The organism is Sorangium sp. So ce321, assembly GCF_051530195.1.
GTDB lineage: Bacteria > Myxococcota_A > Polyangia > Polyangiales > Polyangiaceae > Sorangium.
In genome coordinates this window covers 11,522,402-11,547,654 of the sequence record NZ_CP150329.1, presented here as the reverse complement: position 1 = coordinate 11,547,654, position 25,253 = coordinate 11,522,402, and the positions used below count along the sequence as shown (strand labels likewise).

The window sequence follows — 25,253 nt, the reverse complement described above, 5'->3', positions numbered from 1 at the left end:
ACGCACCGTCTGGAGAGCAGCTTTCCAGGAGGAAAGCATGCGGCCGAGACGCCGGAGAACAGACCCATGGCCGACCCGAATGCCTGCCCCTTCGCCGCGACGTTCGAGCTGATCCGCGGCAAGTGGACCTACTGCATCCTCGTGCTGCTCGCGGAGCGGACGCGCGGCTTCAACGAGCTCCTGCGCCTGAATCCGGAGCTGACACCCAAGGTGCTCGCGCAGCGCCTGCGCGAGCTCGAGGAAAACGGCATCGTGTCGAGGCGCGTCGTCCCCACGAGGCCGCCCTCGAGCGAATATGGCCTGAGCGCGCTCGGGCACGAGCTGCTCCCGCTCATGTTCTCCATCGAGCGCTGGGGGCGCGACTACCTCTCCGCCCGCCAGCAGCCGGCGATGCCCGCATGAGGCGGCTGCCCTCTACCTCAGCGCCGCCCTCGCGCCGACTCGGCCTCGCGGAGACGGTGAGTCGCCATCTCGCGCTCGTCGGCAAGCAGCAGGCCCGTGGTCAGGTGAGCCTGCTGGACGGCGCTTGCTCCACGGAATCAGGCCATGGTACACCGCGTGCGGAAGGGCGAGAGCCATGGTGCTGCCATCATCCCTTGTAGAGCCCCATGCACCGATCCTCCGGGCTGTCGCCGCCAGCTTCGAACGACGAGGTGTGTCACCATGGGAATGAAGGAAGATAAAACTGGGTATTTCTCGTCGTCGGGCCTGTCCGCCTCGATGGCCCGCAACCTGACCCGGATGGTTGGCCTGATGTTGCTCTCGACGCTTGGCTGCTCGAGCGGCATGGATGAAGGCTCGTCGGCTGGTGCCGGTGGCAGCGGCGGCCAGGGCGGGAGCGGGGGCGGGGGCCAGGGCGGGAGCGGGGGCCAGGGCGGCAGCGCCGGGGAGAAGACCGTGCTCCGGGTTCCCCTGTATCCCTATATCCCCGACGCGGCGGGAGATCAGCTCGTGGCGATGGCGCTCCGCATCGAGGCCGAGTTCGAGGCAGCGCACTCCGGGATCGATCTCGTGGTGAATCCGCCCTGTTTTGCGGGCGACTTTTACGACCCCGCGTCGCTGGCCGAGGGCCTCGCCGCGGAGGACGCCGATTGCTCGTATGACGTCATCGAGACGGACATGATCCTGCTCGGCGAGCTCGTGGCCACGGGCGCGATCCGCCCGTGGGCGGAGCTTCCCCCCGCGGACTGGCACCCGGCGGGCGTCGCGGCGTCCACCTACCATGGGGAGATCTACGGCGTCCCGCACTGGCTCTGTGGCCATTTCACCTTCTCCAGGGACACGTCCGTGGAGAGCGCTGGCACGGCGACCGAGCTGGCGTCGGCGCTTGTCGGTCTCCAGACGGATGCGCCGGACATGGCCGGCAACTTGCTCGGAAGCTGGAACCTCCCCGGGCTGTATCTGGACGCGTGGGCGGACACGAACGGCCCCGACGGGGTCGCATCGGCGATCTCCACCACGATGTACGACGTGGCGACCCTGGATGCGCTCAGCATCTTCTCGAGGACGTGCGAGAGCGGGGGGAGCAACCCGTGCCTCGACGGCACCTACGATCTGGAGGAGAACTTCGACCTCCCGGCACAGCGATTCGCAGCAGGGGAGGTCGATGCGACCTTCGGTTATTCCGAGCGGCTCCATGCGATCTTGAAGAACCTTCCTCCTGAGGGTGATCCGGCCGAGATCAAGATCTCCTCGGCGCCGCTGGGCGACGGCAACCACCCGCTGCTCTTCACGGACAGCTTCGTCGTGAGCGCAAGATGCACGGATGCCTGCGCCGAGGCTGCCGCCGCGTTCGTCGCCTACATGAGCTCGGCCAGCACCTTCGCGTGGATCCTCGCGAGCGAGGACGCGCCGCAGGAGACCCGCGTTCCACGCTACCTCCTGGCAGCGACGCTCGACGCGTACGGGGCGCCCACGATCAGCGAGGAGCCCTTCTACCAGGCCCTCGACGCGCTGACGCAGGAAGGAATGAGCTTCCCGAACGGCGGGCTCGTCGACGTCAGGAACGAGATGCGAGATGACATCCTCGCGACGTTGACATCCGCTCCCTGATCCACCCGCGGCTCGTGGCGAGCGATCTCGGCGTCCATGACCGTCGGACGGGCCCATCGCGGTCCACCGGGGTCGTCGCCGGACGCGCGCGCCTCAGGGGCGCTGCTGTCTCGGCTTCGCGGGCGCGCGCTGGTCGAGCTGCTTCAGCAGGGTCTTCGGCGCCTTGAGGCGCCACGCTCGCTCGAGCCGCATGCGGCACTCGGGCGCGCGCAGCGCCGAGAGCCGCGCCAGGACCGCCGGATAGCCGCGGTAGTGGTCGGTGATGAAGTAGATGTCCGGCTGCGCCTCGATCAGGAATTCCTGCTCGTCGACGCTCTCGAGCAGGAAGACGACGGACTGGCCGTCCTCCTTGAGGCGCACGAACGACTTGCCGCGGACCTTGAGCGCGGGCGTGCGGAACCAGACGTCCTCCACCACCTCGGGCAGCGCGAGGCCGAGCTTGCAGAGCTGCTCCCAGTTCATGGCTCGTCGAGAACGCTCACGTCGGGCTGACCGCCTTCCCGCGGCGGCCAGTGGCAGGCCGCCAGCCGCCTCCGCGGCTCCAGAGGGAACACGAGCGGCCGTCGAGAGTCCAGAACAATGCCCGGCCCGGCGTGCTCGCGCTGCGCCGCGCCGTGGGTGCCGCGCGAAGGGCGCTCCCGGAGCCCCTCCCTCTCGACGCGCCCTCGACGCGCCCGCGCGCGGTCCACCGTAGCGCAGATCCGCACGTCGATTGGCTCTGCTGCGCTATGGAATGTGCGAAAGTGAACTGGCATACTCGCGCGGGAGAGCACAAGATGCGCCGCGCGAGGTTCTTGAATGCACGGGGGACAGCGGCCTTCCTGGATGGGTGCACTGATGTTGAGCGCTGCGCTCCTCGAGGGCTCGGACGGCGCCGGCAGCGGCACCGACGGCCGCTCAGGCGCGCTGGACGGCCAGATCGGCGGAGTGGATGGGCCGTGCACGGCGCGCTCGGAGATCATCGGCGTGGAGGACGCCTCCCGGCTCGGCTTCTCGGCGAACGACGCGATCTCTGCCATCTCGGGCGCGCGCTCTGCCACGCTCACGTGGGCGAGGGGCGGGAGCACGACCGTGACGGTCTCCGCGGGGGCGCCGCTCACCGCGCGCTTCGTTCACTTCACGAGGTCACGGGTCCAGCACGCTGCGGGGGGCGACGGGGCGCCCGAAGACCCTGTAGACCCCATGGCGACGAGCTGCCCCTTCGGCGATCCGTTTCTGGAGATCGACGTTCCGCTGAGCTTCGCGACGGAGGACGGCGCCTTCGCCGACGCGTTGCCGGTCACCCTCCGGGCCGGAAATCGCGAAGCTGTCACGTACATCCACGTGATCCATCCCTTGCAAGTCCAGGGTTCCTATCGGATTACCGAGGTCGACCCCGCGGAGGTCGATGATGTGCGGCTCGTCCTCCACGGCACGATCCGCAGCAGCACCATCACCGGAAAGCTACAAGGGTTGACCCCGGGCAACCTGAACGGGACCGGCGAGGGCCCGGGCACGCACGGGCGAAGGTTCGACGTCGCGGAGTTCTGAACGTCGTCCAGCGCGGCGGCGCCCGGCCGGACGAGCGCCCGCATCACGACGTGAAGACATCAGGCCGCCTCGTCGCCGCGGAGGCCGTACGCCGCCATCTTGCGCTTCAGCGTGCTCCGGTCGATGGCGAGCGCGCGCGCCGCGCGGGAGATGTTGCGCACGCCCGCGTAGTCGTCGGGTGCAGCCAGGGCGCTCGCGACGAAGCGGCCGATGTCCTCGACGCTGACCCAGCCGTGCGGCCGATCGGGCGCCGTGACGAAGCCGAAGACGTTCCGCTCGAGGTCGAAGAAGTCGGGGCCAAAGCCCTCCATGAACCACACCGGACGCAAGATGGTCGCGTGAGGAAAGGCGTCGAGCGTCATGGCCTCGATGATGGCCTTGGTCTCGATATTCGGGAGCCCGGCGTCTCTGTCGATCCCGGCGCTCGAGTAAACGAAATGCGGGACACGAGCCTCGACCGCCGCCTCGAGGATGTTGCGCGCCTGCACGAACTCGGCGACGTAGCCGGCCCGCCAGAAGTTCTGCATGCTGAACACACCGTGCGCGCCGCGCGTCGCCGCGCCGAGCGCAGCGCGATCCTCGAACGTGCCTTCGACCGGGGTCGCGCCCCAGGATCGTAGCTGCTCCGCAGCGGGTGTGGTGCGGTCGCGCACCAGCGCGCGGACCGCGAACCCTTGCCGCAAGAGGTGCTTCACCACCTGCTGGCCCTGGCGGCCGCTTGCCCCGGTGACCAGAACCGTTTTATCTTTGCTCATTGCGCTCCTCCCGCGCCACGACACAGGCGCCCTGCCACGCTAGGAACGACGCGACCCTCCCACAAGAACGCACCGTCTGGAGAGCAGCTTTCCAGGAGGAAAGCATGCGACCGAGAAGCCGGAGAACAGCCCCATGGCCGACCCGAATGCCTGCCCCTTCGCCGCGACGTTCGAGCTGATCCGCGGCAAGTGGACCTACTGCATCCTCGTGCTGCTCGTGGAGCGGACGCGCGGCTTCAACGAGCTCCTGCGCCTGAATCCGGAGCTGACACCCAAGGTGCTCGCGCAGCGCCTGCGCGAGCTCGAGGAAGACGGCATCGTGTCGAGGCGCGTCGTCCCCACCAGGCCGCCCTGGAGCGAATATGGCCTGAGCGCGCTCGGGCACGAGCTGCTCCCGCTGATGCTCTCGATCGAGCGCTGGGGCCGCGACTACCTCTCCGCCCGCCAGCAGCCGGCGATCCCCGCATGATGCGGCTGCCCTACCTCAGCGCCGCCCTCGCGCCGCCTCGGCCTCGCGGAGACCGTGAGTCGCCATCTTGCGCTTGAGCGTGTTCCTGTCGATGCCGAGCGCGCGCGCCGCCCGCGAGATGTTGCCCTCATGGACGCCGAGCGCTCATCCGGCTCCCTGGGGTCGGCTCGCCCCTGGCGCGGGCTGCCTGTCTGCGGGCGCCCAGAGCAGCTTCTCCGGCGTGATGGGCAGGCCGCGCACGCGGACGCCGGTGGCGTGATGGACCGCATTCGCGATCGCCGCCGCGACGCCGGTGATCCCGATCTCCCCGGCGCCGCGGCAGCCGACCGCGTTGAAGACCAGATCCGGCTCATCGAGCCAGCTCACGTCGATGTCCGGAACGTCGGCATGGACGGGCACGAGATAGCCGGCAAGATCGGCGTTGATCGGCTGCCCGTGCGCTCCGTCGTAGGCCAGCTCCTCGAGCAGCGCCTGCCCGATGCCGAAGACGATGCCGCCGATGAGCTGGCTGCGCGTCGCCTTCGCGTTCAGCACCCGCCCGACGTCGAAGACGCTCACCACGCGCGAGACGCGGATGCGGCCGATGTCCGGATGAACGCGCACCTCCACGAAGTGCGCGCCGAACGACTGGAACGTGAAGCGGTCGTCATGCAGGCTCCTTGGCGCGGTCTTGCCCTCGGCCTCCAGGCTGTCGCGCCCGATGCGCGCCAGCAGCTCGGCATAATCGATGTGGAGGGCGAGCGGCGGACGGCGGGGGAGGCTCCCCTCCGCGCACGGGAGCTCGCCGGTCTGGTCCGCCGCACCCGAAAGGCCGCTCGGCGTGGCCGCGGCGAGCGCGAGGATCTCCCGGCGGAGCGCGGCGCATGCATCCAGGATCGCCGGCGCCGTGCTGGCCGTCAGGTTCGAGCCGCCCGCAGGGGGGCAGGGCGCGAGCCGGGTGTCGCCCAGCTCGGCCGTGACCTGAGCGAGCGGCAAGCCGAGCCCTTCCGCCGCGACGAGCGCCATCATCGTGTACATGCCGGTCCCCACGTCCACACCCGCCGTCGAGACGACGGCGCGGACGCCGGCCCCGCGGCGCTCGAGACGCACGCGCGCGGTCGCGCCCATGAGCCAGGCGGGGTGCGTGGCCGTCGCCATCCCCCAGCCGACGAGCGCGTCGCCATCGCGCATCGAACCCGGCTCCGGCGTGCGCTGCGCCCACCCGAACCGCTCGGCGCCCCGCTCGTAACAGGCGAGCAGGTGCTTGCTCGAAAACGGAGTTCCGCGGTGTGGATCGATGTCCGCGTGATTGCGGCGGCGCAGCTCGAGCGGATCCATCCGGAGCACGAGGGCGAGCTCATCCATCGCGCTCTCCAGCGCCCACATACAGGGGGCTTCGCCTGGTGCCCGCATCCATCCAGGCGCCATCACGTTCAGGCGCACGCAGTCGTAGGTCGCTTCGTAGCTCGGACAGGCATACAGCAGCCGGGAGGTGCAGCTCGTCGGTTCCAGGAACCCCTCTCCGTCCAGGCGCTCGTCCGCGGCCGTGTGCACGCGCGTGTGGTGGCGCAGGGCCAGGAGCGCCCCGGCTCGCGTCGCGCCCAGCTCGAAGCGCTGCACGGTCTCCGTGCGATGTCCCACGTTGGTGAGCACCTGCGCGCGGGTGAGGACCGCTCGGACCGGCCGCTTCAGCCTCAGGGCGGCGAGCGCGGCGAGGACCGTATGCCAGCCCGTGGCGACCTTCGAGCCGAACATGCCGCCGACGAACGGCGCGAGCACTCGGACCTTCTCCTGGGGCAACCCGAGCGCCGCCGCGAGCACGGCCCGGTCGCCCCGCACCCATTGCGTCGCGTTGTACACCGTGAGGGTGTCGCCGTCCCACGAGGCGACCGACGCGTGCGGCTCCAGCGCGCACGGATGCTCGTTGGGCGTCGCGTAGGTGACGTCCAGGCGCACCTCGGCCGCGGCGAGCGCGCCCGCGAGCGACGGGCCCCGCTGCACCTGCAGCTCCTCGCCGAACACCTGCCGCGGCACATCGGCGATCTCCAGGGCCTGCTCCATCGCCACGGCGAAGGGCGCGCGCTCGTACGCGACCTGGACGAGCGACGCGGCGTAACGCGCCTGCTCGGGCGTGTCGGCGACCACCATCGCCACGTACTGGCCGTAGCGATGGATGCGCGTATCCTCGAGCGGGGGGCGCCGCTCGGGCGTCATCCCCGTCCAGTCCGCGCTCGTCGGCATCTCGCCGAGCGGTCCACGGTTCTCATGGGTGAGCACGAGCAGCACCCCCGGCGCACGCTCGGCAGCCGCCACGTCGAGGCGCACCACCCGGCCGCTCGGGATCGTGCTGCCCACGAGCGCCGCGTGCGCCGTCGCGGGCAACGTGGTCTCGGCTGCGTACCGCGCGCCGCCGGTCACCTTCATTCGCCCGTCCACACGGCTGACGGGTGTGCCGATCAGGCAGTTGCCAGTCGCCATCGTCGACTCCTAGGCCGCCCGGGCCGTGAGCTCGCTCAGCGCACGCACCAGCGCGCGCTTCGCGAGCTCGATCTTGAAGCCGTTGTGCCGCCGGGGGACAGCGCCCGCGAGCGCGGCGTCCGCGGCCGCACGAAAGCTGTCCGCCGTTGCACGCCGCCCGGCGAGCACCCGCTCGGCCTCGGGGCAGCGCCACGGCTTCGTGGCCACGCCGCCCAGCGCCACGCGGGCCGCGCGGATCGTCTCGCCATCCATGTCGAGCGCCACGGCCGCCGACGCGAGGGCAAACTCGTAGCTCGCCCGATCCCGCACCTTGAGGTAATGGGAGCGGCGGGCGAAGGAGAGGTGCGGCAGATCGACGTGGGTGATCAGCTCTCCATGCTCCAGCACCGTCTCGCGCTCGGGCGTGTCGCCCGGGAGCAGGTGAAGGTCCTCCAGGGGAATGCTGCGCGTCGTGCCGTCCGGCTTCCGCGTCCGCACGACGGCATCGAGGAGGACGAGCGCTGCGGACATGTCGGATGGATAGGTCGCAATGCAGTGCTCGGTCGTGCCCAGGACGGCGTGACTGCGATTGAATCCCTCGATGGCATCGCAGCCGGACCCGGGCTCCCGTTTGTTGCACGCCGCGTGCACGTCGCGGAAGTACGGGCACCGGGTGCGCTGCAGGATGTTGCCGGCGGTGGTGGCCATGTTGCGCAGCTGCGTCGAGGCGCCGGAGAGGATCGCCTCCGAGAGGACGGGGTAGCGCTCGCGGATGGTCGCGTGCCACGCGAGCTGGCTGTTGCGCACGTTGGCCCCGATATGCACGCCTTCCCCGTCCTCCGCGATGGAGGCGAGCGGCAGCCGACGGATATCGACCAGCGTGTCCGGCGACACCACATCGATCTTCATGAGGTCGATCAACGTGGTGCCGCCGGCGAAGAAGACGGCCCCCGGCGCGCTGGTCACCGCGCGGGTCGCAGCCTCGGCGCTCTCGCCTTCCATGTAGCGGAACGGCTTCATGCCGCGCTTCCTCCCCCGTTCAGATCCCGCGCCCGGCGCACCGCGGCGACGATGTTCGGGTACGCGCCGCAGCGACAGAGATTGCCGCTGAGACGCTCGCGGATCTCCTCATCGGAGAGAGCACCCAGCGAGGGCGGCGCGGAGACGTCCAGCGTGACATGGCTGGGGACGCCGCGGCGCGCCTCCTCGAGGAGCGCCACGGCCGACATGATCTGACCCGACGTGCAGTAGCCGCACTGGAGCGCGTCGCATTCGATGAAGGCCGCCTGCACGGGGTCGAGCCGGTCGCCGTCCGCGAGCCCTTCGATCGTCGTGATCTCGTCCTCCTGGTGCGCGACGGCGAGCGCGAGACAGGCGAGCTCCCTCTGGCCGTCCACGAGCACGGTGCAGGCCCCGCACTGCCCGAGGTCGCACCCCTTCTTGCTCCCGTTCAGGTCGAGATGCTCGCGCAGCGCGTCGAGCAGCGTCGTGCGCGGGTCGAGGCGCAGCTCGCGAAGCTCACCGTTGACCCGGAGACGCACGGGCACGCAGCCCTCAGGGGACTGCGACGCTCCTATGCCCGCATCCACTCCGGTCGGGCGCTGTCGATCGGCGACGACCATGGCGCCATCACCCCGTCGCCGCCAGCGTCTTCGCGCGGATCGCGGCGCGCAAGGCGGCCGTGAGCGTATCCGCGTCCCAGCTGTCGTCGAAGCGCACCTCGTCGATGAAGAACGTCGGCGTGCCGTTGACGCCGCTGCGCACGCCGGAGCGGACTTCGGTCTTCACCTTGTCGAGGTGCGCGTGGCTCGCGAGCTCGTCGGCAAAGCGCTCGGTATCGAGCCCGAGGTCGGCGGCGTAGCCGACCAGGTCCTCGAGATCGAGCGCGTCCTGGTGCTCGAAGAGCGTGTCGTGCATGGCCCAGAACTTCCCCTGCGCCCCCGCGGCCTCGGCGGCCTCTGACGCCGCGAGCGCGTGCGGGTGCAGCTCGGCGAGCGGGAAGTGGCGGAAGACGAAGCGCACGTCGCGACCCACCCGGCGCAGCACGTCCTGGACCACGAGGTGGGCGCGCCCGCAGTATGGGCACTCGAAGTCGCCATACTCGACCAGCGTGACGGGCGCGTCCGCGTCACCGAGGATGTGGTCGCCGGGGCCGACCGGCGGTGTCAGCTTGCTCATTTCGAACCTCCTAACTTGTCCAGCGCGTCGAGGATGCCGTCAGCGCCGGGGTTGATGCCGACGGGCGAGACGTAGCTCCACGCCACCTTGCCCTCCGCGTCGATGACGAACAGCGCCCGCTCGGAGATGCCGTCATGCGTGCGGTAGACGCCGTACTGCCGCGCCACCGCGCCCTTCGGCTCGAAATCGGCGAGCAGCGGGAAACGCAGCTTTCGGTCGCGGGCGAACGCGAGGTGGCACCACACCCCGTCGACGGAAACTCCGAGGAGCTTGGCGTGGTGTCGCTCGAATTCGCTGCGGACCTCGCTCTCGTTGTAGAGCGCCAGCTGGTCGCCGCACACGGGGCTCCAGTCGGCCGGGTAGAAGGCGAGGATGACCGGCTGCCCGCGGAAATCGCTCAGCGATACCTTCTGGTCGGGCGTGGTCGCCAGCGTGAAATCGGGTGCGGCCGCGCCCTGGTCGATCGGTTGGGCCATGATGGTTCCTCCCCCTAGGTTCCTCCCCCTATTTGATGGCAGCATGGTGCTCCCACCGGGTACCGCAAGAAGCGATCTGGGCTCCCGTTCGAGCGGCCAGCGGCGGCGGTCGGCTCAGGGCGAGACGGTGACGAGGTCCTCGACGCTGTAGACCCCGGGCGCCGACCAGGCTGCTCTCTCGGCCTCCTCCCTCTCGGCCCACGAGCGCACGCTCCCGCGCAGGACGATCTTGCCGCCGTTCACCACATCGACGCTGATGCGCCGGGCGTCCATCTCGGCGCTGCGCTTGAGGGCGTCCTCGATCTTGGACCTGACCTCCGCCGGTGAGACGTGCGGCTTGACCGTGATCAAGTTGCTCACCCCGAGCACGCCTACCAGATTGCGGACGGCCTGCTCGGCCTCGTCCTTCTGGAGCTTCCACTCCACCTCGCCCTCCAGCGTCAGCCAGCCCTTGCTGACCGTGACCTTGATCTTGTCGGCCGGCACGAGCACGTTGGATCTGAGCGCGCTGACGGCCGCCGCAGCGATGTCCTCGTCGGTGCGCTGGCTGCTGCCCGGCAGCCTGACCTCGAGCTCGTTGGCGACGGCCTTGACGCCGTAGACGCGCTTGGCCGCCTGCTCGGCCGCGTACTTCTCCGCAAGCGATTGCACGCGGCCGCTCAGGGTGACGATGCCGTCCTTGACCGCCACGCCGATTTCGGCTGCATTGACGCTCGGCTCCCACGCCAGCTCATCAAGGACATCCCGTTGAAGCTGTCTGTCGTTCATCGAACGCTCTCCTTTTTTGTTGCGTCGGTTCTGCCTTGTTCTTCTTGACCTGCCAGGCCGGTGGGCGCACCCGAACGGTGGCATCGGCGCGCATGCGGCTGCTCCACCTCGGCCGCGTTTTCATCGGCGCGCATGAGCTCCCCTCGGGCCGGCCTTCCAGCCTTGGTCTTGCGAGACTGCATCGCACGTGCCATCTCGGACCATCGCCCAACCGCGCTCTTCTGTTCTGGGGTCGAGGAGAGGCACTCGAGCCGTATGAGCGGTCGATCCGGAGCCCTCGCGCTCCCTCCTCTCCCGCCTGTATGACCGGATGAATGGCAGTCCTGGATGCGCCCGCTCTCGAGCGTGTCGGGCCGGCGAACGCGAGACGAGAGGGGAGGCTCCCCGGCGCGCCTTGCGGACCTGCGCCGCCGTGCGGTGCGCACGATGGATGCTTAGATTGTAGGGCGGAGGAAGAAGGAGTGTACGATGGTCAATCCAAGCATTCGACGAGGCGATCCACGCGAGCTGCTCGCCACCGCCTGGAATCCTGCGCGCATGACGGGTCCGCTCCGCGCGCGCGATCCCTTCCGCGTGATCCGCGATCTCATGGGCAGCGACCCGTTCGCCAGCATGGTCCAGGCGGCGAGCACCGTGTTCGACCCCGATATCGAAACCAAGGAGACCAAGGACAGCTACGTGCTCAACATCGACCTGCCCGGCGTGCGCGAGGAGGACATGGAGGTCTCGGTCACCGTTGACGAGCGGCTCCACGTCGTCGGGATCGAGCAAGAGCAAGAGGCAAGAGAAGGAGGGACCTCACCGGTCTCGGCTCGATGATTTATCGGCGGCCGAGCCTGGTCGAGCCTGACGGAGTGCCACATGATGCGCCGTGCTAGACGCTGCCTGCTGCCACATGATGGGGGGAGTGCCACATGAAGACCGACATCGAACTGCAACGTGACGTCCTGAGCGAGCTATCGTGGGAGCCGAGCGTCGATGCGGCCCACATCGCCGTCTCGGTCAAGGATGGTATCGTCACCCTGGGCGGCCACGCGTCCACCTACGCCGAGAAGCACGCCGCGGAGGAGGCTGCCAAGCGCGTCTACGGCGTCAGGGCCGTCGTCAATGAGCTTGACGTCAAGCTGGCCGACAGCGGCCGGCGCACCGATGAGGACATCGCCGCCGCAGCGGTCAAGGCGCTCGAGTGGAATCTCCTCGTGCCAGCCGACAAGATCAAGGTCACGGTGAGCAACGGCTGGCTGAAGCTGGAAGGCGAGGTGAACTGGCAATTTCAAAAGAACGCTGCGGAGAGGGCCGTCCGCTATCTTGCGGGTGTGAGGGGGGTGAGCAACTTGATCACGGTCGGGCCGCGCGTCTCCCCGGCGGAGGTGGAGGCTCAGATCGAGGAGGCCTTGAAGCGCAGCGCCCTGCTGGATGCCCGGCGCATCCGCGTCGAGGTGGTGGACGGCGAGGTGATCCTGCGCGGGAGCGTGCGCTCGTGGGCCGAAAGAGAGGAGGCCGAGCGGGCAGTCTGGGCGACTCCGGGGGTTCGCCGCGTGGAGGACTTCATCGCCGTCGAGGCGTGATGATCCCCGAGAGACTCCGCGGCGCGCGAGCCAGGCGTCACCGCCGCTGGGCCACGGTCACTTGACACCGCTCAAGGGCGGCAGCTCGTTCCAAGGGCGGCGGCTCCCTCGGAGCCGAGATCTTGTCCTCCCATGCTCAACCCTCCGCCCGCGCGCCCGAGACCAGCGCGAGCGCGCGTTGGGCAATGTTGTCGGCCGTGAGCCCGTACTCCTCGAGCACCTTCCCGCCGGGCGCCGAGGCCCCGAAGCGAGGCACGCCGACGATGTCCCCTAGCTCCCCGGTCCAGCGCTCCCAGCCGAAGGGCGATGCGGCCTCCACCGCCAGACGCGCGACGCCGGGCGGGAGCACGCCCTCGCGGTACGCGGCGGTCTGCTCCTCGAACAGGCGCCATGACGGCATCGAGACCAGCCGGACCCTGACGCCTGTTCGCCTGAGGATCTCCGCGGCGTCGACGATCAGCGCCACCTCCGATCCGCTGGCCATGAGCACGATCTCCGGCTCATTGGCGGATCCATGGCAGGCGAGCACATAAGCGCCCCGACGGAGCATGCTCGCCGGCGCGAACACGTCGCGATCGAGCGTGGGCACCGCCTGGCGGGTGAGCACCAGCAGCGTCGGCCGGCGGCGCTCCTCGACGGCCATCTCTCGACGGCCATCTGCCACGCCCAGCGGGTCTCGTTGGCGTCGCAGGGCCGGATGACCACGAGATCAGGAATGGCGCGCAGAGCGGCGAGGTGCTCGACCGGCTGGTGGGTGGGCCCGTCCTCGCCCACGCCGATGCTGTCGTGCGTGTACACCCAGATCGAGCCGAGGCGCGCGATGGCGGAGATCCGGACCGGAGGCCGCATGTAGTCGTGGAAGACGAGGAATGTCGCGCCGAAGGGAATGAAGCCTCCGTGGTAGGAGAGCCCGTTCACCGCGGCGCCCATGGCGTGCTCGCGCACGCCGAAATGGATGTTCCGGCCCGCGTAGCTCCACGTCCCTCCCGCGGCGCCCTGCGCGCCCGGCGGCGGGCGCGACGGCGGCTCGAGGTCACCGTACCCCTTCAGCCACGTGAACGTCGACGCATCGAGATCGCCCGACCCGCCGACGAGCTCCGGCACGCCGGCGGCGAGCGATTGCAGGACCGCCTCCGAGGCCTTCCTCGTCGCCAGTCCCTCCTTGCTCGCGGGGAAGGTCGGCAGATCCTCGTCCCAGTGCTCGGGCAGCCGGCCGCCGAAGCGCCGCACGATCTCCGCGGCCAGATCGGGCAGCGCGCGCTCGTACGCCCGGAAGCTCGCGCGCCACGCCTCCTCCAGCGCGCGGCCGCGCTCCAGCGCCTCGCGGTAGCGCGCGAGCACCTGCTCGGGCACGAAGAAGGGTGGATCGAGGGGCCAGCCGAGGCGCTGCTTCGCCTTCACCACCTCGTCGCGGCCGAGCGGATTGCCGTGCACCTCGAACGTGCCCTGCTTGTCAGGCGCGCCCTTGCCGATCACGGTCCGCACCGCGATGAGCGAGGGCCGGTCCTCCACGTCGCATGCCTCCCGGAGCGCGCGCTCGATCGCATCGAGATCGTCACCGTCGGGCACGCGCTGCACGTGCCAGCCGTACGCTTGGTAGCGCGCGCCCACGTCCTCACTGAAGGTGAGGGACGTCGTACCCGAGAGTGTCACCCCGTTGTCGTCGTACAACACCACGAGCCGCCCGAGCTGGAGGTGGCGGCGAGCGAGCTCGCCTCGGACCCGACGCCTTCCATCATGTCGCCGTCGCTGGCGATCACGAACGTCCGGTGGTGAAAGATGGTGTGGCCCGGCCGGTTGTAGCGCGCGCCGAGGTGCGCCTCGGCGATGGCCATGCTGACCGCGTTGCCGAGGCCCTCCCCGAGCGGGCCCGTGGTTGCCTCGACGGCCTCGACCAGGTGCGACTCGGGATGTCCGGGCGTGAGGCTCCCCCATTGCCGGAAGCGCTGGAGTTGCTCCAGGGTCATCTCCCGGTAGCCCGTCAGGTAGAGGAGCGCATAGAGGAGCGCCGAGCCATGACCGGCCGAGAGCACGAAACGATCGCGGTCCCAGAAGCACGGGTGCTCGGGGCTGTGCCGCAAAAAGCGCGTCCAGAGGACATACGCCATGGGCGCGGCGCCCATCGGCATCCCCGGGTGCCCGGACCTCGCCTTCTCGACCATGTCGACCGCGAGCATCCGGAGCGCGTCGACCGAGAGGCGATCCAGCGCGGCCTCGTGGCTCGGTGTCTCGACGGGAACGATGTGCGACCCACGCTTCATGCTGCCCTCCTCATCTAGGCATCTAGTAGGCATCTAGCCACGCGCAGCAGCCGTCACGCCATGGCAGAGCCCATCCGTTTCATTCCGAACGTCCGCCTATGCGGTCAATTGTGATCTGCAAACGAGGTGCCGCGCTCGCTGCGGCGCGGTCCGCCATTTGCCGGGCACGAGCAGCGCGGCGCGACCTTGCCGTTCCGCCGCGGCGCCCCAGGGGATCGCATCATGGCTCGATGGCGAGGCATCACGGAGGCGGGCAAACATGCGACGCCGGACCTCCTGTCCGCGCTCCGCTCGCTGGCCCGGTCGTCGAGGTCATGTTCTACCGCGAGCGCGCCGCCCCCGACGCGCTGCCGGCCGCGCGGCAGGCGCTGCGCTGCTTCGAGCCGTATGCCGACGATGCCCGGGAGTACGCCCGGGCGACGGTGCTCGTGCCGGAGTCGTGCCAGGCGGAGGCCGTCAAGCTGCTCGCCGAGGTGCGCAAGAGAGCGCCGGAGCACGGCGGCGACGGGCGCGATGGGCGCTTCGTCGCCAAGCAGAACGCGCTCGTGGTCAAGAACGCCGAGGCCTACTACCGAGCGATGGTGCGCAGCAACGCGGAGCCGTGGAGCGTCAGCGATCAGCACATGGCCGAGACGCTCGATCGGCTGCTCGAACACCACGGCCCGCGCGCCCGGGCGATCGTCTGGGCGCACAACACGCATATCGGCGACGCGCGCTTCACCGACATGGCGGAGCAGGGGGAGGTGAACCTCGGCCAGCTCGCCCGCGAGCGCTATGGAGAGGAGCGCGTCGTGCTCGTCGGCTTCGGCACCCACCGCGGCGCGGTGATCGCCGCCCGGGAGTGGGGCGCGCCGATGGAGGTGATGCGCGTGCCGATCGGGCGGCCCGGGAGCTGGGAGGACGTGGCATGTGACGTCGGCAGCGTGGCGCGCGTGATGCAGAGTCGGAGAGGGGGTTGCTCATGGCGGAGTCGAGCGCCGGGCTATCAGTGAGGAAGCGCTGTGCACGCGATCATTTTCGATCTTGATGGGACCCTGGTGGACACGGTCTATGCCCATGTTTTGTCGTGGCAGCGCGCGTTCGCCGAGGCGGGCATGCCGATCGATGCCTGGCGGGTCCACCGGCGCATCGGGATGAGCGGCGGGCTCTTCGCTCGCGCGGTGGCGCGCGAGGTCGGCCACCCGCTCGCGACCGAGCAGGCGCGCTTCGTCCAGGAACGCCACGGCGAGATCTTCCAGCAGATCCTGCCGGAGCGATGCCCGCTCCCCGGGGCGGTGGCGCTGCTCCGTCACCTGCGTGAGGTGGGCGTGCCGCACGGGATCGCGACCTCCGGACGCCGTCCGGAGATCGACGCCTCGCTCGCGGCGCTCGACCTCCCGCCGGGCATGGTCGTGGTTGCTCGCGGTGACGTGAGCCGCGCGAAGCCCGCGCCCGATCTCTTCTTCGCGTGCCAGCAGCGTTTGGGTGTGGTGGCCGAGGATTGCTACGTTGTCGGTGACTCCGTATGGGACCTGCTCGCCGCGCGCCGGGCCCGCATGTTCGGGGTCGGATTGCTCTCCGGTGGGTACGGGCAGGACGAGCTGCTCGCGGCGGGCGCGTACCGGGTGTACCGCGACCCCGCGGAGCTCGGCGCCGCGCTCGACGAGCTCGGCGTCCTGCCCTGAGGACCGCCCGGCGGGTCGGCCTCCGCCGCGCGCAACGCGGCCGTCGACTGTCATGGCTCGTGCGCCCTTTCCCTCATTGGCGTTCGCGAAGCGGAAATAGACGATGTTCTGGACCGGCTCTTTGCCGAGGAAATGATCGATTCGATAGATCTCCTCTTCCGGAAAGATGCTCGCGAGCGTGCGGTAGAGCGCCCGAGCGGACGCCAGATCGTGGCCGAACGGCTTCTCGACGACGAGCCGCCCTCGGCGCACGCACCCGGAGCCGTCGAGCGCCTTGACGACCTCTTCGAACAGAGCCGGCCGCACGGCCATGTAGCCATGTAGTGGAGCGGCCGCTGGGCGGCGCCGAGTCGCTCGCGCAGGCGGAGGACGCGAGGCGCCGCGAGGAGATCGAGAGCAGAGAGGATCAGCGCCCTCTCTGCTCGCTGCGACGTCTCGGAGCAGCTGTCCTGAGCTTGCCCGCCCTGACGGCCCGCCTCTGGAAGAGGAGAGGGAGGCTCTCGAGCATGTCGACCCGATCCGCGATCATCCGCAGGATTGTGTGGGGAAGCCGGTGATCCGGGATCTCGTAGGCCAGGCGGCGCAGCGCGCCGCTCACTCCTCTCGGCGGCAAGGCCGTGCTGAACACCGGCGTCGGACGGTCGAGCCCTGGGCGCCAGAGCACCCGGCCCTCGATCGGCTGCCGCTCTGGCTCTGTCCAGTGCGCGCACGAAAGGAGGTGTGGCGGCGCCTCTCTCGGCACGCCGGGCCTGTCCTCCGGACACAGATCAACTCCCCAGTACGGCAGCTCCTTTGGCTGCACGATCTCGGCTTCCATGGTCGCCTCCTCGTCGATGACAGAGCTCACTTGGCCCCCGGCGGAATGAGCACGCACTTGATGATCCCGTCGGTCCTCGCGGCGAACAGGCGGTACATCTCCGCCGCCCCCTCGAGCGGGGCGCGGTGGGTGATGAGCGCCCTGGGGTCGAGGTTCCCCTTCCGGATGTGCTCGAGCAGGTGGGGCATGTACCGCTTCACATCGCACTGCCCGGCCTTGATCGTCAGTCCCTTGTTCATGGCCGCGCCCACGTCGACGAGGTTCCACGGCGGCCCGTAGACGCCGACGAGCGAGACCCTCCCGCCGCGGCGGACCGACTGGATCGACCAGTTGATGGCGACGGGCGAGCCGGCCTCGAGCATGAGCGTCTTGCCCAGCACGTCGTGCAGCGTCGAGCCGTTCGCCTCGAGACCGACCGCATCGATGCAGACATCCGGCCCGCGGCCGTCGGTCATGCCCCGGAGGACGGAGACGACATCAGGGACCTTGCTGAAATCGAGCGTCTCTGCTTGGTTGTACCGGCGCGCGAAATCGAGGCGGTAACCGACCGAATCGATCGCGATGACCCGGCGCGCGCCGAGGAGCCAGGCGCACCGCTGGGCCACGAGGCCGACGGGCCCGCAGCCGAAGACAGCGACCGTGTCCGCGGGGCCGATGTCTCCCATCTCCGCCGCCTGGTACCCCGTGGGGAGGATATCCGAGAGAAAGAGCACGTCCTCGTCCGAGAGGTCGTCGGGGATCTTCATGGGGCCGACGTCGGCGAAGGGGACGCGGACGCGCTCGGCCTGGCCGCCCTGGTAGCCGCCGGTGGTGTGCGAGTAACCGAAGATCCCGCCGGTGATCGTGGTGAGCGGGTTCGTGTTCTCGCAGGCGGAGGTGCGCTCTCGCTGGCAGAAGAAGCACGTCCCACAGGCGATGTTGAACGGCACCACGACGCGGTCGCCGCACTGGAGGGTCCGCACGGACGGCCCGACCTCCTCCACGACGCCGGTGAACTCATGGCCGAAGATGGTGCCGACGCGCGTGTCGGGCACGTAGCCATGATAGAGATGCAGGTCAGAGCCGCAGATCGTGGCGCGACTCACACGCAGGACCACGTCGTTCGGATGCTGAATCCGAGGCTCCGGGTTTTCCTCGACACGGACGCATTTCGGCCCATGGTATGTGAGCGCCAGCATTCGCACGACCTCCCCTTTTGCTCGATGGGGCGATGCAAGGAGCGAACCCAGCGCGCACGCTCATGGGTGCAACCGGCGTAGGCACCGGCGCTCCGCGAGCTCGCCGCCCGGAGGCCAGGGAGGACGGTTGTCCATCGTTTGAAAACCCGGACATCTACCGCTGCTCCATCGAGCTCCTTGTTCTGGCGCTTCGTCTCGTCGTGCGCCTTCCTCGGGGAGAGCGGGAGCTCCGTGTTCAACTCGAACGCGCAGCCATGTCGGTGCCACGACACATCGCAGGAGGGTCCGGGAGACCGGCGACCGCGGGCCCCGTCGCGCCCCGCAGGCGGACCGAGCTCTCCTCGATGGGCGTCGAGGGTGAGCGTTTTCGATGAGCCGTGGCGGCCCCCTCGGAGGACTTCACCTCAGGAACATGCCTGGAGGGAATCCAATGAAGCGCAGGATCACGGCCATTGGGCGCTGGCGATGATGAGCGGCGGGTGCGACCCGATCGTCGCCGCAACGCCGGTGATCCCGATCTCCCCGACATCGCGACAGCCGACGGCGTTGAAGACCAGATCCGGCTCACCGAGCCAGCTCAGGCCGCTTTCGCCCTCCTCCCTCTCGGCCCACGAGCGCACGCTGCCGCGCAGGACGACCTTGCCGCTATTCACCACATCGACCTTGATCTTGTCGGCCGGCGCGAGCACATTCGACCTGAGCGCGCTGACGGCCGCCGCGGCGATGTCCTCGTCGGTGCGCTGGCAGCTGCCCGGCAGCCTCACCTCGAGCTCGTCAGGCTTGGGCTCGCGAGCTTGCATCGCGTGAGCCATTTCGGACCATGCTCCGACCGCGCTCTTCTGTTCTGCGGTCGAGGAGAGGCACGCGAGCAGCATGAGCGGTCGCTCCGGAGCTGTCACGTCCTCTCCCGCCTGCGTGACCGGATGAATGGCAGTCCGGCATGCGTCCGCTCCGGAGCGCGTCGATCCGGCGAACGCGAGGGGAGGCTCCTCGGCGCGCATCGTGCGCTTGCGCCGCCGTGCGGCGCGCACAATTGATGCTTACAGTGGAGGGGGAGAAAGAAGGAGGGTACGATGGCCAATCTAAGCACTCGACGAGGCGAGCCACAGGAGTCGCTCACCACCGCCTGGGATCCCGCGCGCACGATGGGTCCGCTCCGCGCGCTCGATCCTTTTCGCATCATCCGCGACCTCGTGGGCACCGACCCGTTCGCCGGCATGGTCCAGGCGGCGCGCACGGCGTTCGCGCCCGATATCGAGATCAAGGAGACCAAGGACAGCTACGTCTTCAACATCGACCTGCCCGGCGTGCGCGAGGAGGACCTCGAGGTCTCGATCTCCGGCAACCGGCTCACGGTGAGTGGCAAGCGGGAGGAGGAGGAGCAGCGGGAGGACGAGCGGTTCTTCGCCTACGAGCGCTCCTACGGGGCGTTCAGCCGCTCGTTCGTGCTGCCCGAAGGCGCCGATCTCGACAGGCTGATGGTCGAGCTCAGGGACGGCGTGCTCCAGATCTCGGTGCCCAAGAAGGCGGAGATGCAGTCACGCCGCGTCCAGATCGGCGGCCGCAAGGAGGCGGGCGGCAAGGAGCTCGCATCCGGGCAGCCGGCCGAGAGGGCCGGGACGACGGCCGAAGCCGAGAAGGCTGCGAAGGGCGAAAAGAAGGCAGCGTAGACCCTGGGGAAACTCCAGCTCCAGGAGGAGGAGGGTATGCACATGGCTGATCGCTTGGAGGACCCTGACCGCACGACGAGCTTCGGATTGGGGTTGGTCGATGCTCATACAGTGCAGGAGAACCGCGGTTCGTTCGTGGGGCTCGGCGTCGCCCTGTTGGTGCTTGGCGTTCTCGCGATCCTCATGCCCGTGGTCGCCTCGCTGGTCTCGGCGGTCGTCATCGGGAGCGTGCTGGTGGTGAGCGGCCTCCTCCAGGGCGTCCACGCCGTCCGGAACCCGCGATGGGCCAACTCCTCCTGGTCCCTCGTGAGCGCCCTGTTCCAGATCGTCGCGGGCGTCCTGATCGTGGCCTTCCCGGTGACAGGCACGATGACGCTGACCTTGATCCTCGCGGCGTTCTTCTTCGCAGACGGCTTCCTCAGGATCATCCGCGCCATCCAGCACCGCGGGATGGCCGCCTGGGGCTGGCTCCTGTTCGATGGGCTGCTCTCGCTGGCGCTCGGGGTACTGATCTGGTGGCGCTGGCCGAGCACCGCGGTGTGGGCGCTCGGCCTGCTCGTCGGCGTCAACCTCATCATCAGCGGATCGTCGATGCTGCTGATCGGGGTCAGCGCGCGACCCCGGCCCGTGGCCAGCGCGCGCGTGTGACCGGCGCGCCGCGCCCGGAGCGGCGCGCCACGCTCGTCGTCGCTCAGCCGTACGGTCGCGGTCCATGAGGCCGGTCTCTGACATGTTCGGAGCGCCGGCGGGCGTGCTCCAGATCTCGGTGCCCAAGAAGGCGGAGGTGCAGCCGCGGCGCGTCGAGATCGGCGGCAGCGAGAGGAGCGCCAACAAGGAGCTCGCGGTCGCGGGGCATGCCGGGCAGGCCGAGAAGGAGAAGTCGACGCCGGCCGAGAAGGCCGGGCAGACCGAGAAGGGCGACAAGAGGGCGGCGTAGTTGCTGGTGTGGCCCTGGCAGAGGAGGAGGTCGAATCCGATGCGCGTCAATGAGATCATGACATTCCCGGCCATCACGATCGATCCGACCGATTCGGTCGCGCACGCCGAGGAGACGATGAACCGCGAGAAGATCGGGCACCTCCCGGTCACCGATGGCGACGTGCTGGTCGGGGTCGTCAGCCGGCAGGACGTGCTCGACGCGTCGCCTCCGAGCATCAGCATTCCGTCGGAGGACGACGAGATCGAGTACAAGGCCAAGCTCCACGTGTGCAAGATCATGCGCGGGGTGGTCGAGACGGTGCGTCCCGGCACAGACGCCGCCGAGGCCGCCGGCAAGCTGCTCGATCTGAAGATTGGGTGTCTTCCGGTCATCGACGAACGATTCCACGTCGTCGGAATCGTCACCACGTCCGATTATGTCCGCCTCGCCAGAGACCTCCTGATCCATGGACATCTCGAAGAGACGGGCGTCGTGCGCCCCTGATGCACCATCTACAACATCGAGCATCGCCTCCGTCAGGCCTGCTGCAGGTCGGCGCTATGAATGGCTGAACCGCGAGGCCATGCTCATGATCGGCGAAGCCGACTCCAGCGCGCCTCCGGCGCCCGAGCTCGCGGGCGATCCTCAGCCATGCCTGACGAGCTGGACCGGCAGGAGATAGAACAGCGCGATCAGGAGGATGATGAGCGCGGCGGCGACGGGGCTCCACCATGCGACGAGGAACGAGGCGCCGTAACCGATCGGCCCTATGAGGTAGCGCTCGGTGGTCGCTCGGATGACATCGTCGTCCAGCTCCGGATCGACCAGCCGGCGATTGTGGGTCGCGTGCAGCCATATGGCCAGGAACAGGCTCGCCGTGACGAACAGCGAGCTCGCGTAGACGAGGAGCGCCGTGCGCGTCCTGTCGTCGTGCGCGTGCCAGTAAACGCCGAGGAGCGCCGTCGGAAAGGGGATGAGCGCGATCATCATCAGGAAGAGCACGTTGAGCTTGAGGAAGAGATGGTCCGTGCGCCGGAACAGCCTGAAGACGTGGACGTGGTGGCTCCAGTAGATCCCGAGGTACACGAAGCTCATCACGTAGCCCACGTAGACGGGCCACTGCGTCGCCAGCGCATCCAGGAGCCGGGCTGAGTCGGTCAGCCCTCGAGGGATCTTGAGCTCGATCACCAGCAACGTCGCCGCGATCGCGAACACCGCGTCGCTGAGCGCCTCGGTGCGGCTCGTCCCCTCGTGCGTCGCGAGGACGAGGGCGAGCCTCCGGCGTCGGTGCGGTTTCGGGCGCTCGCCGGGAGCGCTCGCCAGAGGGGCCGTCATGGGCTCGTTCTCCCTCGCCGGCCGCCGCTCGCCGTGAGCAGCCACGTCTCCACGGCGTGCGCGAAGCCCTCGTCGTCGTTCGACAGCGTGATGAAGCGCGCTTGCCGCTGCACGACGGCGCGCGCGTGCCCCATGGCGATGCTGAGCCCGCTCTCCCGGAACATGAACACATGGTCCGGCAGCTCGCCGATCGCGGCGATGGCCGCACCGGAAATGCCGAGGAGCGCCGAGAGCGTCCTCACGACCTCTCCAGGGTTGGCCCGCGGATGCTTCACCTCGATGGAATGAGGCCGCTGGCGTGACGCCGAGAGGTACGCGCACGCTCCCTGGAGGTCCGACTCGCAGCGCTCCAGCACCTCGGCGTCGTCGCTGACGCCGACGATCTTGACCGCGCGGTCCACGACCCCCTCCCAGCGCTCGACGACCCTGGGGAGAACCTGCACGGCCGCCTGCTCGAGCGCTACGCGCGGCGCGTCGGCGCGGCGCACCAGCCAGTCGTCGCCTTGGTAGACCCAGACGTCGGCGCCGTGTCGCTCCAAGGTCGCGATGACGACCGCGGCCGCGCCATTGTCCAGCGGGTGCTGCTCGAGCACGGACAGGTCCGGCCTCACCAGCATGGCGCCGCCGAACGCGGCGACCGGCGTCGCGATCCCGAGCCGCTCGATCAGAACGCGCAGGCCGCGCGGCGGCCGCCTGCTCGTGAGCGCGAGGTCGATGCCGGCGCCGCGGAGCTGGCCGACCGCCCGCTCGGCCCTCGGGGTGAGCACGCCGTCCGGCGTGAGGAGCGCGCCCTCCACGTCGGCGAGCAGCAGGCGAATCCCTGTCATACGGCGAGCGCCTCCCTGGCGGCGTGGAGCTTCACGCGGCCCTCCTCGCGGGCGGGGCGGCCAGGGTGGGCGCGCGCCACCCGCCGAGATCGGCGACGAGGCGGTCGGCTTCCACTGGGCCCCACGTGCCCGGCTCATAGCGAAAAACGGGGGTCGCCTGGTCCAGGACCGGATCGACGACGGCCCATTGCGCCTCCACTTCGGACTGGCTCGCGAACAGGGTCGGATCGCCGGCGAGCGCGTCGCCGAGGAGCCGCTCGTAGGGCGGCAGCGCCTCGGACATCTCGCTCGTCACGAGCAGCTCGGTCGGCTGTCCGGCCATCCGCTCCCCGGGCGCCTTGACCCGCACGCCGATGGCGAGCTCCGGCGCAGGGTCGAGCCGGATGCGAACGTAGCCCGGGTCCGCGCGCTCGACGTCGCCGAACACAGCGTGCGGCGGCCGCCGCAGCTGGACGAGCACCTCGGTCGCCGTGACCGCGAGGCGCTTGCCAGCGCGGATGCAGAACGGGACGCCCGCCCAGCGCCAGTTGTGGATGCGGAGCCGCGCGGCGCAAAACGTCTCGACCTGCGAGTCCGGCGCGACGCCCGGCTCGCCGCGGTACCCGTGGTATTGACCGCGGACGACGTGCTCCGGCTCGAGGGGCGCGATGGATCGCAGCAGCCGCACACGCTCCGCCCGAACGGCGTCCGCGTCCCCGGACGGGGGTGGATCCATGGCGAGGCACGCGACCACCTGCAGGAGGTGGTTCTGCAGGACGTCGCGGATGCACCCGGTGGCGTCGTAGAACCGGCCGCGGCCCTCGATGCCAAAGCGCTCGGCCATGGCGATCTGGACGCTCTCGACATGGTGGGAGTTCCAGACCGGCTCGAGCAGCGCGTTCGCGAAGCGGAAATAGACGATGTTCTGGACCGGCTCTTTGCCGAGGAAATGATCGATTCGATAGATCTCCTCTTCCGGAAAGATGCTCGCGAGCGTGCGGTAGAGCGCCCGAGCGGACGCCAGATCGTGGCCGAACGGCTTCTCGACGACGAGCCGCCCTCGGCGCACGCACCCGGAGCCGTCGAGCGCCTTGACGACCTCTTCGAACAGAGCCGGCGGCACGGCCATGTAGTGGAGCGGCCGCTGGGCGGCGCCGAGTCGCTCGCGCAGGCGGTGGAACGTCGCCGGATCGGCGTAATCGCCGCTCACGTACGAGAGCCGCGCGCACAGCTCGCGATGGTCCCCGGGCTCGAACGCGCCGGCCCGCTCGAGGCTCTGGCGGACGCGGGCCCGGAGCTGATCGATGTCCCATTCGCTCTTGGCCACGCCGATGATTGGCACCTCCAGCCGGCGCCGGCGGACCAGCCCGGCCAGCGCCGGGAAGATCTTCTTGAAGGCCAGATCGCCTGTCGCCCCGAACAGCACGAGCGCATCGGCGGCGCTCACACCGCCTGCTCCGCGGCGCCCCCGAGCGCGCGCCGCATCGCCCTGATCGCCTTGTCCATCATCCATCCAGCGAGCATGTGCCCGGCTCCTCTGTTGACGGCCCTGGAGCCGTGCCTTCCCGGTCCGGCATCGCGTATGCCACGCCGGCCCAGCGCCCGAGCGCGCCCGTTTAGGCGGTCGGCTCGTACCCTGGAGCGCGCTCGAGGGTAAGGACGGTGACGAGCGTCACTCGCGGCACAGGGCACTTCGTGCACGGGCGTGCTCGCCGGGAGGACGGGCGCGGCATGCGCGCGACGCCGCGGCGAGGAGCTCTCCGGGGCTATCGCGGCCGCAGCGCTGAGCGTGGCTCTGCGCCGCTCCTGTGCAGGTTGCGCATGTGGCGGGTCTGGTCCGATGATCGCATGAGACGACTCCATGCTCGATCGAGTCGTCGCCTACCTGAGGACGCACGGCGTACCGTTCCGTCTCTCCAGCCATCCATCGCCCGAGCCTCTCCCGGCAGTCGCGCACTGCGTCCCTCCGGGCGGCGTCGCGGTAGAGACGCAGGTGCTCGTCGTCGGCGGGCAACCTGCCATCGCCTGCCTGCCCCGGGGGGAGAGGCTGAGCCTGCCGGAGCTCAGGCACGAGCTCCGCGCGGAGGTGCTCGAGGGCAGCCCCGCGGATCTGAAGCCGCCCTACTCGCAGGCCGGCGGGCAGATCCCGCCGCTCGGTGGGGCGATGGGCGCCCTCACCCTCATCGACGAGCGGCTGACGAGCGCGTCCGCCATCGTGTTCACGGCCTTCTCCCCGAACGACTGCATCGAGCTCTCGTATGACGAATTCGCGCGCCTCGAGCGCCCCCGCGTCGCCTCGTTCACGATCGGCGGCGAGCTCCCGGAGCATGCCGAGACGCAGGAACCCAACAAGAAGGTCGCATAGGTTACC

General features: G+C 69.6%; 27 protein-coding genes and 3 pseudogenes. 13 read left to right on the top strand and 17 right to left on the bottom strand.

Translation table 11 applies throughout. The features are described from left to right. The first annotated feature begins 66 nt into the window (after positions 1 to 66). Complete coding sequence (locus WME89_RS42900) at positions 67 to 402, top strand: winged helix-turn-helix transcriptional regulator (RefSeq protein WP_438005360.1); 336 nt, start codon at positions 67 to 69, stop codon at positions 400 to 402. Positions 403 to 663: 261 nt separating this feature from the next. After that, entirely contained in the window at positions 664 to 2,052 is a 1,389-nt protein-coding gene (locus WME89_RS42895; protein WP_438005359.1) for an extracellular solute-binding protein, read from the top strand. 93 nt (positions 2,053 to 2,145) lie between these two features. Here the strand turns inward: WME89_RS42895 and WME89_RS42890 are convergent, their stop codons facing one another. After that, complete coding sequence (locus WME89_RS42890; RefSeq protein ID WP_438005358.1) at positions 2,146 to 2,514, bottom strand: MmcQ/YjbR family DNA-binding protein; 369 nt, start codon at positions 2,512 to 2,514, stop codon at positions 2,146 to 2,148. Between the two features lie 375 nt (positions 2,515 to 2,889). Here WME89_RS42890 and WME89_RS42885 point away from each other — a divergent pair, with 375 nt between their 5' ends. Next, complete coding sequence (locus tag WME89_RS42885; protein ID WP_438005357.1) at positions 2,890 to 3,582, top strand: hypothetical protein; 693 nt, start codon at positions 2,890 to 2,892, stop codon at positions 3,580 to 3,582. Between the two features lie 59 nt (positions 3,583 to 3,641). Here WME89_RS42885 and WME89_RS42880 read toward each other — a convergent pair whose 3' ends face one another. Beyond that, positions 3,642 to 4,337, bottom strand: a complete 696-nt coding sequence (locus WME89_RS42880; RefSeq protein ID WP_438005356.1) for an NmrA family NAD(P)-binding protein — start codon at positions 4,335 to 4,337, stop codon at positions 3,642 to 3,644. Between the two features lie 133 nt (positions 4,338 to 4,470). Between WME89_RS42880 and WME89_RS42875 the strand changes: the two genes are divergently transcribed. Further along, the gene (locus WME89_RS42875) at positions 4,471 to 4,806 is read left to right on the top strand and encodes a winged helix-turn-helix transcriptional regulator (protein WP_438005355.1); all 336 of its coding nucleotides are present in this window, start codon (positions 4,471 to 4,473) and stop codon (positions 4,804 to 4,806) included. 15 nt (positions 4,807 to 4,821) lie between these two features. On the opposite strand, the pseudogene WME89_RS42870 reads toward WME89_RS42875, so the two are convergent. From WME89_RS42870 to WME89_RS42840, 7 genes and pseudogenes are all read right to left on the bottom strand, one after another. Next, a pseudogene (locus WME89_RS42870) lies at positions 4,822 to 4,938 on the bottom strand (helix-turn-helix domain-containing protein); the annotation flags it as partial. A gap of 12 nt (positions 4,939 to 4,950) precedes the next feature. Beyond that, the gene (locus tag WME89_RS42865; RefSeq protein WP_438005354.1) at positions 4,951 to 7,263 is read right to left on the bottom strand and encodes a xanthine dehydrogenase family protein molybdopterin-binding subunit; all 2,313 of its coding nucleotides are present in this window, start codon (positions 7,261 to 7,263) and stop codon (positions 4,951 to 4,953) included. 9 nt (positions 7,264 to 7,272) lie between these two features. Beyond that, entirely contained in the window at positions 7,273 to 8,262 is a 990-nt protein-coding gene (locus WME89_RS42860; RefSeq protein ID WP_438005353.1) for an FAD binding domain-containing protein, read from the bottom strand. Beyond that, a complete protein-coding gene (locus tag WME89_RS42855) occupies positions 8,259 to 8,933 on the bottom strand; it encodes a 2Fe-2S iron-sulfur cluster-binding protein (protein ID WP_438012045.1) in 675 nt (224 codons plus the stop codon). Before WME89_RS42855 ends, WME89_RS42860 begins: the two co-directional genes overlap by 4 nt. Then, positions 8,872 to 9,420: a DsbA family protein gene (locus WME89_RS42850; protein ID WP_438005352.1), complete on the bottom strand. Its 549-nt coding sequence runs from the start codon at positions 9,418 to 9,420 to the stop codon at positions 8,872 to 8,874. The genes WME89_RS42855 and WME89_RS42850 overlap by 62 nt, the downstream gene beginning before the upstream one ends. Further along, a complete protein-coding gene (locus WME89_RS42845; RefSeq protein ID WP_438005351.1) occupies positions 9,417 to 9,896 on the bottom strand; it encodes a redoxin domain-containing protein in 480 nt (159 codons plus the stop codon). The genes WME89_RS42850 and WME89_RS42845 overlap by 4 nt, the downstream gene beginning before the upstream one ends. Positions 9,897 to 10,010: 114 nt before the next feature. Further along, positions 10,011 to 10,664 carry a BON domain-containing protein gene (locus tag WME89_RS42840; protein WP_438005350.1) on the bottom strand — a complete coding sequence of 218 codons (654 nt, stop codon included), beginning with the start codon at positions 10,662 to 10,664 and terminating at the stop codon, positions 10,011 to 10,013. Between the two features lie 468 nt (positions 10,665 to 11,132). On the opposite strand from WME89_RS42840, the gene WME89_RS42835 reads away from it, so the two are divergent. Next, on the top strand, positions 11,133 to 11,483 hold the full coding sequence (locus WME89_RS42835; protein ID WP_438005349.1) for an Hsp20/alpha crystallin family protein: 351 nt from the start codon (positions 11,133 to 11,135) through the stop codon (positions 11,481 to 11,483). 95 nt (positions 11,484 to 11,578) lie between these two features. Next, on the top strand, positions 11,579 to 12,232 hold the full coding sequence (locus WME89_RS42830; RefSeq protein WP_438005348.1) for a BON domain-containing protein: 654 nt from the start codon (positions 11,579 to 11,581) through the stop codon (positions 12,230 to 12,232). Between the two features lie 136 nt (positions 12,233 to 12,368). Here WME89_RS42830 and tkt read toward each other — a convergent pair. Next, positions 12,369 to 14,493, bottom strand: a pseudogene (tkt, locus tag WME89_RS42825) (transketolase). Positions 14,494 to 14,807: 314 nt separating this feature from the next. Between tkt and WME89_RS42820 the strand changes: the two are divergent. After that, positions 14,808 to 15,485 carry an erythromycin esterase family protein gene (locus WME89_RS42820; RefSeq protein WP_438005347.1) on the top strand — a complete coding sequence of 226 codons (678 nt, stop codon included), beginning with the start codon at positions 14,808 to 14,810 and terminating at the stop codon, positions 15,483 to 15,485. 9 nt (positions 15,486 to 15,494) lie between these two features. Further along, positions 15,495 to 16,157: an HAD family hydrolase gene (locus WME89_RS42815; protein WP_438005346.1), complete on the top strand. Its 663-nt coding sequence runs from the start codon at positions 15,495 to 15,497 to the stop codon at positions 16,155 to 16,157. Between the two features lie 165 nt (positions 16,158 to 16,322). Here the strand turns inward: WME89_RS42815 and WME89_RS42810 are convergent. The 4 genes and pseudogenes from WME89_RS42810 to WME89_RS42795 all read right to left on the bottom strand — a co-directional run. Beyond that, positions 16,323 to 16,469: pseudogene (locus tag WME89_RS42810) on the bottom strand (glucose-6-phosphate dehydrogenase); the annotation flags it as partial. A gap of 94 nt (positions 16,470 to 16,563) precedes the next feature. Beyond that, positions 16,564 to 16,974 (bottom strand): hypothetical protein, encoded by a 411-nt coding sequence (locus WME89_RS42805; RefSeq protein WP_438005345.1) that lies wholly within the window; start codon positions 16,972 to 16,974, stop codon positions 16,564 to 16,566. A 26-nt stretch (positions 16,975 to 17,000) separates the two neighbouring features. After that, a complete protein-coding gene (locus tag WME89_RS42800) occupies positions 17,001 to 18,152 on the bottom strand; it encodes a zinc-dependent alcohol dehydrogenase (protein ID WP_438005344.1) in 1,152 nt (383 codons plus the stop codon). Positions 18,153 to 18,595: 443 nt separating this feature from the next. Further along, on the bottom strand, positions 18,596 to 18,952 hold the full coding sequence (locus tag WME89_RS42795; RefSeq protein WP_438005343.1) for a BON domain-containing protein: 357 nt from the start codon (positions 18,950 to 18,952) through the stop codon (positions 18,596 to 18,598). Positions 18,953 to 19,225: 273 nt separating this feature from the next. On the opposite strand from WME89_RS42795, the gene WME89_RS42790 reads away from it, so the two are divergent. The 4 genes from WME89_RS42790 (at position 19,226) to WME89_RS42775 (ending at position 21,245) form a co-directional block, all read left to right on the top strand. After that, positions 19,226 to 19,822, top strand: coding sequence for an Hsp20/alpha crystallin family protein (locus tag WME89_RS42790; protein WP_438005342.1), 597 nt, complete (start codon positions 19,226 to 19,228; stop codon positions 19,820 to 19,822). 42 nt (positions 19,823 to 19,864) lie between these two features. Beyond that, positions 19,865 to 20,470: an HdeD family acid-resistance protein gene (locus WME89_RS42785; protein WP_438005341.1), complete on the top strand. Its 606-nt coding sequence runs from the start codon at positions 19,865 to 19,867 to the stop codon at positions 20,468 to 20,470. A gap of 64 nt (positions 20,471 to 20,534) precedes the next feature. Continuing rightward, a complete protein-coding gene (locus tag WME89_RS42780; RefSeq protein ID WP_438005340.1) occupies positions 20,535 to 20,759 on the top strand; it encodes a hypothetical protein in 225 nt (74 codons plus the stop codon). 57 nt (positions 20,760 to 20,816) lie between these two features. After that, positions 20,817 to 21,245 carry a CBS domain-containing protein gene (locus WME89_RS42775; protein ID WP_438005339.1) on the top strand — a complete coding sequence of 143 codons (429 nt, stop codon included), beginning with the start codon at positions 20,817 to 20,819 and terminating at the stop codon, positions 21,243 to 21,245. 141 nt (positions 21,246 to 21,386) lie between these two features. Here the strand turns inward: WME89_RS42775 and WME89_RS42770 are convergent, their stop codons facing one another. From WME89_RS42770 to zwf, 3 genes are read right to left on the bottom strand one after another with little or no spacing between them, the layout of a single operon-like run. After that, positions 21,387 to 22,076 (bottom strand): TMEM175 family protein, encoded by a 690-nt coding sequence (locus WME89_RS42770; RefSeq protein WP_438005338.1) that lies wholly within the window; start codon positions 22,074 to 22,076, stop codon positions 21,387 to 21,389. After that, a complete protein-coding gene (locus WME89_RS42765) occupies positions 22,073 to 22,903 on the bottom strand; it encodes an HAD hydrolase family protein (protein ID WP_438005337.1) in 831 nt (276 codons plus the stop codon). The genes WME89_RS42770 and WME89_RS42765 overlap by 4 nt, the downstream gene beginning before the upstream one ends. A gap of 31 nt (positions 22,904 to 22,934) precedes the next feature. Beyond that, on the bottom strand, positions 22,935 to 24,329 hold the full coding sequence (gene zwf, locus WME89_RS42760; protein ID WP_438005336.1) for a glucose-6-phosphate dehydrogenase: 1,395 nt from the start codon (positions 24,327 to 24,329) through the stop codon (positions 22,935 to 22,937). Between the two features lie 414 nt (positions 24,330 to 24,743). Here zwf and WME89_RS42755 point away from each other — a divergent pair, with 414 nt between their 5' ends. Continuing rightward, positions 24,744 to 25,247, top strand: coding sequence for an aminoacyl-tRNA deacylase (locus WME89_RS42755; protein WP_438005335.1), 504 nt, complete (start codon positions 24,744 to 24,746; stop codon positions 25,245 to 25,247). Positions 25,248 to 25,253 lie beyond the last annotated feature (6 nt).

Excerpts from the sequence above, each read along its gene's own strand:
- WME89_RS42830 (WP_438005348.1), top strand. The coding sequence starts at position 11,579 with ATGAAGACCGACATCGAACTGCAACGTGACGTCCTGAGCGAGCTATCG.
- WME89_RS42865 (WP_438005354.1), bottom strand. The coding sequence starts at position 7,263 with ATGGCGACTGGCAACTGCCTGATCGGCACACCCGTCAGCCGTGTGGAC.
- WME89_RS42805 (WP_438005345.1), bottom strand. The coding sequence starts at position 16,974 with ATGGAAGCCGAGATCGTGCAGCCAAAGGAGCTGCCGTACTGGGGAGTT.
- WME89_RS42790 (WP_438005342.1), top strand. The coding sequence starts at position 19,226 with ATGGCCAATCTAAGCACTCGACGAGGCGAGCCACAGGAGTCGCTCACC.
- WME89_RS42890 (WP_438005358.1), bottom strand. The coding sequence starts at position 2,514 with ATGAACTGGGAGCAGCTCTGCAAGCTCGGCCTCGCGCTGCCCGAGGTG.
- WME89_RS42800 (WP_438005344.1), bottom strand. The coding sequence starts at position 18,152 with ATGCTGGCGCTCACATACCATGGGCCGAAATGCGTCCGTGTCGAGGAA.
- WME89_RS42770 (WP_438005338.1), bottom strand. The coding sequence starts at position 22,076 with ATGACGGCCCCTCTGGCGAGCGCTCCCGGCGAGCGCCCGAAACCGCAC.
- WME89_RS42840 (WP_438005350.1), bottom strand. The coding sequence starts at position 10,664 with ATGAACGACAGACAGCTTCAACGGGATGTCCTTGATGAGCTGGCGTGG.
- WME89_RS42880 (WP_438005356.1), bottom strand. The coding sequence starts at position 4,337 with ATGAGCAAAGATAAAACGGTTCTGGTCACCGGGGCAAGCGGCCGCCAG.
- WME89_RS42860 (WP_438005353.1), bottom strand. The coding sequence starts at position 8,262 with ATGAAGCCGTTCCGCTACATGGAAGGCGAGAGCGCCGAGGCTGCGACC.
- WME89_RS42795 (WP_438005343.1), bottom strand. The coding sequence starts at position 18,952 with ATGCAAGCTCGCGAGCCCAAGCCTGACGAGCTCGAGGTGAGGCTGCCG.
- WME89_RS42785 (WP_438005341.1), top strand. The coding sequence starts at position 19,865 with ATGGCTGATCGCTTGGAGGACCCTGACCGCACGACGAGCTTCGGATTG.
- WME89_RS42755 (WP_438005335.1), top strand. The coding sequence starts at position 24,744 with ATGCTCGATCGAGTCGTCGCCTACCTGAGGACGCACGGCGTACCGTTC.
- WME89_RS42850 (WP_438005352.1), bottom strand. The coding sequence starts at position 9,420 with ATGAGCAAGCTGACACCGCCGGTCGGCCCCGGCGACCACATCCTCGGT.
- WME89_RS42900 (WP_438005360.1), top strand. The coding sequence starts at position 67 with ATGGCCGACCCGAATGCCTGCCCCTTCGCCGCGACGTTCGAGCTGATC.
- WME89_RS42835 (WP_438005349.1), top strand. The coding sequence starts at position 11,133 with ATGGTCAATCCAAGCATTCGACGAGGCGATCCACGCGAGCTGCTCGCC.
- WME89_RS42885 (WP_438005357.1), top strand. The coding sequence starts at position 2,890 with ATGTTGAGCGCTGCGCTCCTCGAGGGCTCGGACGGCGCCGGCAGCGGC.
- WME89_RS42845 (WP_438005351.1), bottom strand. The coding sequence starts at position 9,896 with ATGGCCCAACCGATCGACCAGGGCGCGGCCGCACCCGATTTCACGCTG.
- WME89_RS42875 (WP_438005355.1), top strand. The coding sequence starts at position 4,471 with ATGGCCGACCCGAATGCCTGCCCCTTCGCCGCGACGTTCGAGCTGATC.
- WME89_RS42895 (WP_438005359.1), top strand. The coding sequence starts at position 664 with ATGGGAATGAAGGAAGATAAAACTGGGTATTTCTCGTCGTCGGGCCTG.
- WME89_RS42765 (WP_438005337.1), bottom strand. The coding sequence starts at position 22,903 with ATGACAGGGATTCGCCTGCTGCTCGCCGACGTGGAGGGCGCGCTCCTC.
- WME89_RS42775 (WP_438005339.1), top strand. The coding sequence starts at position 20,817 with ATGACATTCCCGGCCATCACGATCGATCCGACCGATTCGGTCGCGCAC.
- WME89_RS42780 (WP_438005340.1), top strand. The coding sequence starts at position 20,535 with ATGAGGCCGGTCTCTGACATGTTCGGAGCGCCGGCGGGCGTGCTCCAG.
- WME89_RS42820 (WP_438005347.1), top strand. The coding sequence starts at position 14,808 with ATGTTCTACCGCGAGCGCGCCGCCCCCGACGCGCTGCCGGCCGCGCGG.